This is a genomic window from Zoogloea sp. (assembly GCF_030157465.1).
Lineage (GTDB): Bacteria > Pseudomonadota > Gammaproteobacteria > Burkholderiales > Rhodocyclaceae > Zoogloea.
Genome location: NZ_JAOAUU010000060.1, coordinates 1 through 12,217, shown reverse-complemented (window position 1 = coordinate 12,217; position 12,217 = coordinate 1). Strand labels below are relative to the sequence as shown.

The 12,217-nt window shown below is 63.1% G+C and carries 9 protein-coding genes; all 9 read left to right on the top strand.

Features of this window, described 5'->3' with window-relative positions:
• Nucleotides 1-68: 68 nt before the first annotated feature.
• The 9 genes from Q1W26_RS08070 (at nt 69) to Q1W26_RS08030 (ending at nt 11,936) form a co-directional block, all read left to right on the top strand.
• Nucleotides 69-2,621 carry a COR domain-containing protein gene (locus Q1W26_RS08070; RefSeq protein WP_300438245.1) on the top strand — a complete coding sequence of 851 codons (2,553 nt, stop codon included), beginning with the start codon at nt 69-71 and terminating at the stop codon, nt 2,619-2,621.
• Nucleotides 2,622-2,718: 97 nt separating this feature from the next.
• The gene (locus tag Q1W26_RS08065) at nt 2,719-3,672 is read left to right on the top strand and encodes a hypothetical protein (protein ID WP_300438244.1); all 954 of its coding nucleotides are present in this window, start codon (nt 2,719-2,721) and stop codon (nt 3,670-3,672) included.
• A 241-nt stretch (nt 3,673-3,913) separates the two neighbouring features.
• A complete protein-coding gene (locus tag Q1W26_RS08060) occupies nt 3,914-4,258 on the top strand; it encodes a hypothetical protein (RefSeq protein WP_300438242.1) in 345 nt (114 codons plus the stop codon).
• 313 nt (nt 4,259-4,571) lie between these two features.
• The gene (locus tag Q1W26_RS08055; RefSeq protein ID WP_300438240.1) at nt 4,572-6,545 is read left to right on the top strand and encodes an AMP-binding protein; all 1,974 of its coding nucleotides are present in this window, start codon (nt 4,572-4,574) and stop codon (nt 6,543-6,545) included.
• 18 nt (nt 6,546-6,563) lie between these two features.
• Complete coding sequence (locus tag Q1W26_RS08050) at nt 6,564-7,346, top strand: ABC transporter ATP-binding protein (RefSeq protein WP_300438237.1); 783 nt, start codon at nt 6,564-6,566, stop codon at nt 7,344-7,346.
• Nucleotides 7,347-7,506: 160 nt separating this feature from the next.
• A complete protein-coding gene (locus Q1W26_RS08045) occupies nt 7,507-8,433 on the top strand; it encodes a branched-chain amino acid ABC transporter permease (RefSeq protein ID WP_300438235.1) in 927 nt (308 codons plus the stop codon).
• 110 nt (nt 8,434-8,543) lie between these two features.
• Nucleotides 8,544-9,611, top strand: coding sequence for a branched-chain amino acid ABC transporter permease (locus tag Q1W26_RS08040; RefSeq protein WP_300438234.1), 1,068 nt, complete (start codon nt 8,544-8,546; stop codon nt 9,609-9,611).
• Between the two features lie 61 nt (nt 9,612-9,672).
• A complete protein-coding gene (locus tag Q1W26_RS08035; protein ID WP_300438233.1) occupies nt 9,673-10,998 on the top strand; it encodes an ABC transporter substrate-binding protein in 1,326 nt (441 codons plus the stop codon).
• 128 nt (nt 10,999-11,126) lie between these two features.
• Complete coding sequence (locus Q1W26_RS08030) at nt 11,127-11,936, top strand: ABC transporter ATP-binding protein (protein WP_300438231.1); 810 nt, start codon at nt 11,127-11,129, stop codon at nt 11,934-11,936.
• Nucleotides 11,937-12,217 lie beyond the last annotated feature (281 nt).

The following is a 12,217-nucleotide window of genomic DNA, read 5'->3' as shown; positions in this document are numbered from 1 at the left end:
GCTGGCGCGTTTTTTTGGGCGTGGATGTGCTCACGCGCAGTCGTGTCTTTTTTCCTGGGTCCGTAGCCATGTCTGAACTTGCGCAGAGCCTGATCGCCGCCAACAAGAAAAACCGGGATCCCTTTCTCGATCTGGGCCTGTGCGGCTTGACGGCGATTCCGCCGGAAATCCGCGAGCTGAGCTGGCTGCGGCACCTCAATCTGTCCGATTCCCACGTGTTTCCGTGGCCGGAAGTGGGTGTGTCCCGCGAGGGGCGGCAGGCCGCCGGGCAGGCCAACAGTCAGCTTGCCGATCTTGCTCCGATTGCCGGCAACACGGCGCTGCGGTCCTTGAACGTATCGGGAACACAGGTTGTCGATGTGTCGCCGCTGGCCGGCCTTGCCAACCTGCAGGAATTCGTCGCAAGGGATACGCGGATTCAGGAGCTGTTTCCGCTGGTTGGTTTGAAGCAGCTGCGCAGATTGATTCTGACGAACTCGGCGCTGTGTGATCTCACGGCGCTGCGCCCCCTGATCGAGGCGGGCTACCCGGTTTTGTGGACCGCGGAGCCGCGTCAGAACGGCATTTTTGTCTACGGCTGCCCCCTGACCACGCCGCCGCCGGAAGTCGTCCAGCAAGGCAATGAGGCCATCCTCAACTATTTTCGCGAGCGCGACGCCGGGGAGGTGGATTACCTCTACGAAGCCAAATTGCTGATTCTTGGCGAGGGCGGCGCCGGCAAGACCAGCTTGCTGCGCCGGCTCTACCAGCCGGAGGCGCCTTTACCGGCGGAGAGCGAGAGCACCCACGGCATCGACATTCACCGCCACGACTTCACGCTGCCCAATGGCCGGCGCTTTCGCCTCAACGTGTGGGATTTCGGCGGCCAGGAGATCTACCACGCCACCCACCAGTTCTTCCTGACCCGCCGCTCCCTTTACGTGCTGGTGGACGACACCCGCAAGGACGACAAGTCGGTGCAGGACGACGGCTTCAAATACCCGCTGGAGCTGATCGACCTGTTTGGCGACCACAGCCCGGTGCTGATCTTCCAGAACGAGAAGGGCGGGCGCAGCAAGGGCATCGACCTGGGCGGCATCAAGGGGCGCTTCGACAATGTGCAGGGCAGCTACTCGGGCAACCTGGAGTTTGCCGACGGGGCGGATGCCCTGCGCGCGGCCATCGAGTTTCATGCCGGCCAACTGGGCCATATCGGCGACGAGCTGCCCGCCAGGTGGATCAAGGTGCGGGAGGCGATCGAAGCGGCGGCGGCCCGGTCACCGCACATCACGCAGCAGGCGTATTTCGATCTGTACGCACGGCACCTGCCTTTCGACCGGACCAAGGCCTTGCACCTGAGCCAGTACTTCCATGACCTCGGCGTCTTCCTGCATTTTCAGGACGAGCCCCGTCTGGCCGGCGCGGTCATCCTGCAGAACCAGTGGGCCACCACGGCGGTGTTCCGGATTCTCGACGATGAAGCGGTGAAGGGCGCCTGCGGCCGTTTTGGCTGGGCCGACTGCCTGCGCCTGTGGGGCGATGCGGCTTACGCCGACATGCACCTGGAACTGCTGGCGCTGATGCAGCGCTTCGAGCTGTGCTACCCGCTCGCCGACCACCGGCCGGAGGCCTGGCTGGCGCCGCAATTGCTGCCGGCCGCCCGGCCCGCCGCGCTGCCGGCTGCAAGCCCCGGCGCCGACCTGGTGCTGCGCTACCGCTACGACTTCATGCCGAAGGGGCTCGTCAGCCGGCTGATCGTGCGCCTGAACCGTTTTGTGGCCGACCCCGACAAGGCCTGGCGCACCGGTGCGCTGTTCGAGCGGGACGGCTCGCACGTGCTGGTGGAAATCCTGCCCAAAGGCGGCGAGATCGAACTGCGCGCCCGCGGGGCCGAACGCAAGGAGCTGCTGAGCGTGGTGGCCGCCGAGCTGGATGCGCTCAACGATTCCTTTCATGGCCTGCGCGACAAGGTGGAAAAGCGCATTCCGTGCAATTGCTCCACCTGCGCCAGATCGCCTGCGCCCGGATTCTTCGACCGCAAGATCTTGTTGAAATACAAGGAGCGCGGGATTCCGGAGATCCGCTGCGAAGTGGACCTCGAAATGGTCAAGGTGCTGGCGCTGCTCGACGGCCTTCAACTCGAGGCCGGTCCGGGCCTTGCTGCGCCGCGCACGATCAGGATCTTCCTGGCCTCGTCATCCGAACTGAAGGGCGAACGGGATGCCTTCGACCTGTTCATCCGCCAGCAGAATGACCGTTTTCTGGAGCGCGGCGTGTATCTGAAGGTTGTCCGCTGGGAGCATTTTCTCGACGCCATGTCCGACACCCGGCTGCAGGACGAATACAACCGGGCGGTGCGTGAATGCGATGTGTTCGTCAGCCTGTTTTTCACCAAGACCGGCAAATTCACCGAGGAAGAATTCGACACCGCCCACCACCAGTTTCTGGCAACCGGCAAGCCGTGGATCTACACCTACTTCAAGAACGCCGACGTGAAGACGGGCGAGATCACCGATGAAATCGTGAGCCTGCTGGCGTTCAAGAAAAAACTGGACGGGCTGGGCCATTTTCATACCGGCTACGCCGACATCGAGCACCTCAAGCGCCAGTTTCGCGAGCAGCTCGATGTGCTGATCCGCTGACGCTTGCCTTGGCATTCCCCGTCCCCGATCTATCATGAAACGAGGGGCTGGCGGCGCGCCGATGCCCGGCGCGGCAGTCTTCGGGGCTTTTGTTCGCATGAACAAACGAAAGCGTTTTGCGTTCCGGCATGGCGCCACGGCGGACTGGCTGCGGCGCGGCATGCGGCTGCCGTTCATCCTGGCGTCGGTGGTGTGTTCGCTGGCCTATGCCGATACGGGCGGCGAGACGGTGGCGAAAAAATCCGGCACCCGCAAGCTGGGCCTGAGCATCCAGGTGCAGGGCGGAGGCTGGGGGAGGGCGCGCAAGGATGCCATCGAGACCGTGCTTTATTCGGTCGCGGATGAAATGTTGTCGCGCCTGCCCGGCCGGCTGAAGGCGCCCATCGTGGTGACCCACACCGACGGCCCGCCGGTGGCGGAATACGGCCGGGGCAGCCACGGCGAATACCGCATCCGCCTGCATGCCCAAGGCGAAAACTGGCACCTTTACGCGTATGAGTTTGCCCATGAACTGTGCCACGTGCTGTCGAACTACGACGCCCACGTGAGCGCCCACGACAACCAGTGGTTCGAGGAAACCCTGTGTGAAACCGCCTCGCTGTTCACGCTGAAAAACCTGGCGCAGCGCTGGGAGCAGGCCCCGCCGGGGCCGCAGTGGCAGGCGGAGGCGGTGCGTTTGCGCGCCTTTTTCGACCTGCTGATCGCCGAAGGCCACCGCCGGCTGCCGCCCGAGGCGCCGCTGGCCACCTGGCTGCGCGACAACGAGGACGCGCTGCGCCGCAACCCCTACCTGCGCCAGAAAAACGAGGTGCTGGCAAACCTGTTGCTGCCGCTGTTCGAGCGCAACCCCGAAAACTGGCAGGCCCTGAGCTACATGAATCTCGATCCGGGCGACGCCCGCAGCAGCCTGCGCAGCTATCTGGGCCAGTGGTACGGCAATACGCCGCTGGCCCATCGCGACCTCGTTGCCGGCGTGCTGGCCCTGCTGGCGCTGGACGACGTGGTGCCGCCGGATCGGCCGGCCGGGAGCCTCACGGCATTGGCCGAATAGGTCTGTGGCGGCAGCGTTTTTTCGTGACTTTTTTCTTTTCCGACAAAATCCGTCGACTATTATGAAGATGTGGACAAGTCGGATGCAGCCGGTTTTTTCAAGGGGCCGTGTCCGGCAGGTTCACAGCGTGTCGGCGATGCAGCGTTGATCGCTCACGCAGCGGGAACCGGTTGCGCAGGGGTCTTCCTGAAGCTGGTTTCACCATTTTTTTCTAGGAGAGAAAACGTAGCAGGAGGGCAAAATGAAAAAGGGTCTCTTGGTTAAAATCGGCGCCGGCTTCCTGACTGGAAGCATCCTCGCCCTTGCCCCGCTGGCCACCGCCCAAGCGGCCGACCACAGTCTGTATGACAGCCTTCAGGAGCTGAGCGACGGCATGAAGCTGCATCGCACCGGCGACGTCTATGAATACATGGAACCGACCGCGTCGGGCATGCAGGGCCCCGTTCGGACCGACATGATGAAGGATGACCGCGGCTATTACAGCGGTTCCGGTGCGTATGCGTCGGAGTACTACGGTTCGGCCTGGACCCAGTGGAGCGACATCCGCACGCGGCTCGGCCCGGTAGGCGGAGAGGGCACCAACTGAATACCGTTCAATGACGCTGCCGGCCTGACGCGACGCCTGAACGGCGTAGCCAGAAGGCCGGCAATGCGCCTTGTGTGATGTCGTGGCCCCGTGAGGGGCTTTTGCTTTTTTGGGGATGGCCCGTTCGTGCCTCTCGTCCCCCTTCACCGAAGTGTCCTGATCACAATTCCCTACATTTGAAAAACAGTTGAGCAAACATGGTTTGCGAGACTGGCCTCCAGCAAAAAGACAATCTGCGGCCGCGGGCAAAGCTCCAAGGGGTTTGCCGGAAGAAGTCGCAGACACGATGCGAGACAAGACTGGAGGAGGGGGTATGTCGGATGTCCGAGATACAGCCGCAGACACGGCCGGCCTGGATACTTTTCCGCGCCTGCTGATGCAGCATGCGCGGCAGCGGCCCACGCGGCCGGCAATGCGCGAGAAGGAATACGGTATCTGGCAGACCTACACCTGGGCGGATGTTGCCGCGCGGGTGCGGTCGATTGCCAGCGGCCTGGCCGAGCTGGGTTTCAAGCGCGGCGACCGCCTGGCCGTGGTGGGTGACAACCGGCCGCGGCTGTACTGGTCGGTGGCGGCCTGTCAGTGCCTGGGCGGTATTCCGGTGATGATGTACCAGGATGCCGTGGCCCAGGAAATGGCCTACGTGATGGAGGATGCGGAAATCCGCTTCGCCTGCGTGGAAGACCAGGAGCAGGTGGACAAGATGCTCGAGATCAAGGACGGCCTGCCGCTCCTTGAACACGTGATCTACGACGACCCGCGCGGCCTGCGTCATTACAACCAGACCTTCCTGCACGGCCTTGATGAAGTGCTCGAAATGGGCCGCATCCACGACAGCCACCACCCCGATTTTCTCGGCAACGAGATCGACAAGGGCAGCCCGGACGACGTTTCGGTCATGCTCTACACCTCGGGCACCACCGGCAAGCCCAAGGGCGTCTGTCAGACCCACGCGGCCTTCATCGCCGCGGCCCGCGGCGGCTGCAGCTTTGACCAGCTGACCGACCAGGACGACATCCTTTCCTACCTGCCGATGGCCTGGGTGGGCGATCACCTGTTCTCCTACGCCCAGGCGCTGGTGGCGGGTTTCACCATCAATTGCCCGGAATCGGGCGAGACGGTGATGGGCGATCTGCGGGAAATCGGCCCCACGTATTACTTTGCGCCGCCGCGGGTCTTCGAAAACCTGCTCACGCAGGTGATGATCCGCATGGAAGATGCCACGTCGATCAAGCGCAAGGTTTTTCAACACTTCATGGACGTGGCCCGGCGCTGCGGGGCCGACCTGCTGGACGGCAAGCCCGTGTCGGCCGGTGATCGCCTGCAGTACGCCATCGGCAATGCGCTGATCTACGGCCCGCTTAAAAACGTGCTCGGCCTCAGCCGGGTGCGCGTGGCCTATACCGCCGGCGCGGCCATCGGGCCTGATCTGTTCCGTTTCTACCGCTCGATCGGCATCAACCTCAAGCAGCTCTACGGCCAGACCGAAACCTGCGCCTACGTGTGCCTGCAGCCGGATCGCCAGATCAAGCTGGATTCGGTGGGCACACCGGCGCCCAACGTGGAGGTGAAGCTGGCCGACAACGGCGAAATCCTGGTGCGCGGCCCGATGCTGCTCAAGGCCTACTACAAGCGCCCCGACGCCACCGCCGAATCGATCAACGCCGACGGCTACTTCATGACCGGCGACGCGGGCTTCTTCGACGAGGACGGCCACCTCAAGATCATCGACCGGGCCAAGGACGTGGGCAAGCTCACCGGTGGCGGCATGTTTGCCCCCAACTACATCGAGAACAAGCTCAAGTTCTTCCAGCACATCAAGGAAGTGGTGTGCTTTGGCAACGGCCGCGATTACGTCACCGCCTTCGTGAACATCGACCTGGAAGCCGTGGGCAACTGGTCCGAGCGGCGCGGCATGGCCTATTCCGGCTACACCGATCTGGCCAGCCAGCCCCAGGTGTATGAGCTGATTCGCGAGTGCATCGAGCAGGTCAATGCCGATCTGGCGTCCGACCCGAAGATGAGCGAATCGCAGATCAAGCGCTTCCTGATCCTGCACAAGGAACTCGATGCCGACGATGGCGAGCTGACCCGGACCCGCAAGGTGCGCCGCAACTTCGTGGCCGAGAAATACGCCGAACTGATCGACGCGCTGTACACCGGCAAGAAGAACCAGTTCATCGAAACCCAGGTGACCTACGAGGACGGCCGCACCAACAAGGTGTCCGCCGATCTGCGCCTCGAAGATGCCAGGACTTTTCCGCCCCAGCCGCGGAAAGCCGCCTGACCGACGGAGACCGACCCCATGGCCAGAAAAATTGGCGGCGTGATCGTCGACCTGCAGAACATTTCCCTGCGTTTCGGCGGCGTGAAGGCGCTGACCGACATCAGCTTTGACGTGAAGGAGCATGAAATCCGCTCCATCATCGGCCCCAACGGCGCCGGCAAGAGCTCGATGCTCAACGTGATCAACGGCGTCTATCACCCACAGGAAGGGCAGATCTTCTTCAAGGGCGCGCTGCGCAAGAAGCTCGAGCCCCACGAGGCGGCCGAGCAGGGCATTGCCCGCACCTTCCAGAACATTGCGCTGTTCAAGGGCATGACGGTGCTCGACAACATCATGACCGGGCGCAACCTCCGGATGAAGTGCAATTTTCTGCAGCACGCCCTGTACTGGGGCGCCGCGCAGAAAGAGGAAATCGCCCACCGCATCAAGGTCGAGGAAGTCATCGAGTTCCTCGAAATCCAGAGCATCCGCAAGACGCCCGTCGGCCGCCTGCCCTATGGCCTGCAAAAACGCGTCGAGCTGGCCCGCGCGCTGGCCGCCGAGCCGCACATCCTGCTGCTGGACGAGCCGATGGCCGGCATGAACGTGGAGGAAAAGCAGGACATGTGCCGCTTCATCCTCGACGTGAATGACCACTACGGCACCACCATCGTGCTCATCGAGCACGACATGGGCGTGGTGATGGACATCTCGGACCGCGTGGTGGTGCTGGACTACGGCAAGAAGATCGGCGACGGCGAGCCGGAAGAAGTGAAGAACAACCCCGAAGTGATCAAGGCCTATCTGGGCACGTCGCACTGAGCGCGGGGTGTCGGGTTACGCCCGGTGGGCCAACCCGACCTACTTCTGGGTCCGGTGGTTGCAACACCGTAGGTCGGGTTAGCCCAGCGTAACCCGACATCGAACGACAGCAGAAGCGGCTGCGGGCAATCCAGTCCGATGTGCCGCAGAGGAGAGAGACATGCAGTTTTTCATTGAAGTGCTGGTTGGCGGGCTGCTGTCGGGCGTGATGTACGCGCTGGTGGCCCTCGGCTTTGTGCTGATCTACAAGGCCTCGGGCGTGTTCAACTTTGCCCAGGGGGCGATGGTGTTCTTCGCTGCGCTGACCTTCGTCGGCTTCCAGGAAGTCCTGCCCGGCTGGCTGGGGATGGAGGCGGACAGCAGCATCGTGTTCTGGCTGGCCTTTTTGCTGGCCTTCCTGGCGATGATCGTGCTTGGCGTCGCCACCGAGCGCATCGTGCTGCGGCCGCTGGTGAACCAGCCGCACATCACGCTGTTCATGGCCACCATCGGCCTCACCTACGTGATCGAGGGCATTGCCCAGATGACCTGGGGCGCCACGGTGCGCGGACTGGATCTGGGCATCGTCGATGAGCCCATCGCCTGGCTGATGGACAACTACGAGATCGGCGTTTCCAAGTTCGACCTTTTTGCTGCCGGTGTCGCCGCCTCGCTGGTGGCCCTGCTGGCCCTGCTGTTCCAATACACCAAGGTGGGCCGGGCGCTGCGCGCCGTGGCGGACGACCACCAGGCGGCGCTGTCCATCGGCATTCCGCTGCAAACCATCTGGCGCGTGGTGTGGGCGGTGGCCGGCTTCGTGGCGCTGGTGGCCGGGATGATCTGGGGCGCCCGCAACGGCGTGCAGTTTGCCCTCACCTTTACGGCGCTCAAGGCCCTGCCGGTGCTGATTCTGGGCGGTTTCACCTCGGTGCCCGGCGCGATCGTCGGCGGCCTGATCATCGGTGCCTCCGAGAAGCTGGCCGAAGTTTACGTGGGCCCCTTTGTTGGTGGCGGCATCGAAGGCTGGTTCCCCTACATGCTGGCGCTGGCCTTCCTGCTGGTGCGGCCGGAAGGGCTGTTCGGCGAGAAGCACATTGACCGCGTGTAAGCCTCGGTAGGTCGGGCTGGCCCGCAGGGCGTAACCCGACAGCAGAATTCAATACAGGAATAACCCGCCCATCCCCGGCACCCGCCCGAGCGGCGAAGGAGTAAACCACCATGCTTTACCGTGAAGCCGGCCAGTTCAAGGCCAGTTATGCCGAAGATGCCCAGATCTTCCCGATTCGCCAGGACAGGATCGGGTTCTGGCTGCTGATGCTGGTGTTCGGCGTGGCCGTGCCCTTCCTGGCCAGCGAGTACTGGCTCAAGGCCATCCTGATTCCGGTGCTGATCTTTTCGCTGGCGGCGCTGGGGCTCAACATCCTTACCGGCTATGCCGGGCAGTTGTCGCTGGGTTCGGCGGCCTTCATGGCGGTGGGGGCCTTTGCGGCCTACAACTTCATCCTGCGCATCGAGGGCATGCCCTTCCTGGTCGCGCTGGTGCTGGCGGGGCTCACGGCTGCGGCGGTGGGAATCCTGTTCGGGCTGCCCAGTTTGCGCATCAAGGGCTTCTATCTGGCGGTGGCCACTCTGGCGGCGCAGTTCTTCATCGTGTGGGCGCTGGTCAAGTTTCCGTGGTTCTCCAACAACTCGTCGTCGGGCGTGGTGACCGCGCAGGATGTGACCATTCTCGGCTACACCTTCGCAACGCCCGAAGCCAAGTACGTGCTCACCTTCCTGATCGTCGCCTTCATGGCGCTGTTGGCCAAGAACATGGTGCGCTCATCCACCGGCCGGGCCTGGATGGCGGTGCGTGACATGGACGTTGCGGCGCAGGTGATCGGCTTTCGCCTGATGCGCACCAAGCTGCTGGCCTTTGCGGTGAGTTCCTTCTACTGCGGCGTGGCCGGCGCGCTGTATGCCTACACCTACATCGGTACCGTCGAGCCCGAAGGCTTCAACCTCGACCTGTCCTTCAAAATTTTGTTCATGATCATCATCGGCGGGGTCGGTTCGATCATGGGTTCCTTCCTGGGGGCGGCCTTCATCGTGCTGCTGCCGATCTTTCTCGATAACTTCGTGCCGATGATCTTCGGCGATTCGCTGGGGGCGGGCTTTGTGTCCAACTTCCAGCTCATCGTGTTCGGCGGCCTGATCATCTTCTTCCTGATCGTCGAGCCCCACGGCCTGGCCCGACTGTGGCAGATCGCCAAGGAGAAGCTGCGCCTGTGGCCCTTCCCGCACTGAAAAATGCCCGGCGGTTTGCCGCCCCGCGTGTAGCACCCATACCTACAAGAGGAGACAAAACATGAAACTGAAGCAAACCGTTCTGCTGGGCGCGGCCATGGCCGGCCTGCTGGCCTCTTCCGTCACAAGCGCTGCCGAGGAGCAGTTCATCGGCCTGCCGAGCTACCGGGTCGGCCCCTACGCGGCGGGCGGCGTCGGCATCTTTGGCGGCTGGATCGACTACATGCAGCTCATCAACGAGCGCGACGGCGGCGTAAATGGCGTCAAGCTCACCTGGGAAGAGTGCGAAACCGAATACAACAACGCCCGCGGCGTTGAGTGCTACGAGCGTCTCAAGAAGAAGGGCAGCACCGGCAACACCCTGTTCCAGCCCGTGTCCACCGGCATTACCTACTCGGTGCTCGAGAAGGTGGCCCAGGACAAGATCCCGATGGTGACCATCGGCTACGGCCGCACCGACGCCGCCGACGGCCGGGTCTTCCCGTGGGTCTTCCCGATGATCACGACCTACTGGTCGCAAGCCTCTGCCATCGTGAATTACATGGGCCAGAAGGAAGGCGGCATGGACAAGCTGAAGGGCAAAAAGATCGGCCTGCTCTATCACGACTCCGCCTACGGCAAGGAATCCCACGCGATCATGGACAAGCTGGCGGCCAAGCACGGCTTCGAAGTGATCAAGATCGCCGTGGCCCATCCGGGTAACGAGCAGCAATCCCAGTGGCTGCAGATCCGCCAGGCCAAGCCCGACTACGTGGTGCTGTGGGGCTGGGGCGTGATGAACCCGACGGCGATCAAGGCGGCCGCCAAGACCGGCTACCCGCGTGAGAAGCTGATCGGCGTGTGGTGGTCCGGCGCCGAAGAGGACACCGTTCCGGCCGGTGCCGCAGCCAAGGGCTTCGTGGCCGCGGGCTTCAACGTGGCCGGCGCGAACTACCCGGTCGTGGCCGACATCAAGAAGCACGTGTACGGCAAGGACAAGGGCAACATGGAAGACAAGTCGCGCATCGGCTCGGTGTATTACAACCGCGGCGTGGTGCACGGCATCATCACCGTCGAAGGCATCCGCAAGGCCCAGGAAAAATTCGGCAAGGGCAAGTCCCTCACCGGCGAGCAGATGCGCTGGGGCCTCGAAAACCTCAACCTCGACGATGCCCGCCTGAAGGCCCTCGGCGCCACCGGCTTCATGCCGCCGCTGAAGATCACCTGTGCCGATCACGAAGGCCCGGGCAAGGTGAAGTTCCAGCAATGGGACGGCACCCAGTGGAAGGCCATCACCGACTGGGTGGAGTCCGACCGTCCGCTGGTGCGCGGCATGATCGAAGAGTCGGCCGCCGCCTACGCCAAGGAAAAGGGCATCAAGCCCCGCGACTGTTCCAAGGAAAGCTGATCGGGGCGGGAGCCGGCTGGGCGTCGGCTCCCGCGTGACCTGTAGGGGCGACTTCAGTCGCCCTCGCGGTGGTTGATCAACTAAAAGGCGGGCGACTGAAGTCGCCCCTACAAGACGCCCACAAGGGAATGGCCGCCATGTCTTACCTCAGCATCAACAATATCGAGGTCATCTACGACCACGTCATCCTCGTGCTCAAGGGCGTGTCGCTGCAGGTGCCCAAGGGCAAGATCGTGGCCCTGCTGGGTGCCAACGGCGCCGGCAAGAGCACGACCCTCAAGTCGATTTCCAACCTGCTGCGCGCCGAGCGCGGTGACGTGACCAAGGGCAGCGTCGAGTTCAAGGGCAGCCGGATCGACCAGCTGACCCCCGCCGACCTGGTGCGCCAGGGCGTGATCCAGGTGATGGAAGGGCGCCATTGTTTTGGCCACCTTTCGATCGAGGAGAACCTCCTCACCGGCGCCTACACCCGCAGCCAGAGTCGTGCCGAACTGAAAGAAAGCCTCGACAAGGTCTACGCTTATTTTCCGCGTCTCAAGACCCGTCGCAGCTCGCAGGCCGGCTATACCTCCGGCGGTGAGCAGCAGATGTGCGCCATCGGCCGCGCGCTGATGGCCAAGCCCGAGATGATCCTGCTCGACGAGCCTTCCATGGGCCTCGCCCCGCAGATCGTCGAGGAGATTTTCGAGATCGTGAAGGATCTGAACAGCAAGGAGAACGTGAGCTTTTTGCTGGCCGAGCAGAACACGATGGTGGCGCTGCGCTATGCGGATTTCGGTTACATCCTGGAGAACGGCCGGGTGGTGATGGAGGGGGAGGCCGCCGACCTCCGGACCAACGAGGATGTGAAGGAGTTTTATCTGGGGCTGTCGTCCGAGGGGCGGAAGAGTTTCCGGGAGGTGAAGCATTACCGGCGAAGGAAGCGGTGGTTGTCTTGAGAGGTGTTGGTGGCGGGTTGTGGGGCTTTCCAGTATGGGGTGTCACATTGGCCGGGTCTCGGCCCGGCGGCCGACCTACTTCTTTGTTGCACGACAAAGAAGTAGGCAAGAAAGCGTGCCCCGCTGCCGCGCCCCCTTCGGGGGTTCCCTCCTTCCGGCGATGCCGGGCGGGGTCTTCGCAAACTCGCCCTTCGGGCTCAAACATGCGAAGCCCTTTTTCCGCCCGTCATCACCTCCAGTCGGCACGTCAGAGGGGACCGGAAATGCAGGTGATCAACGGT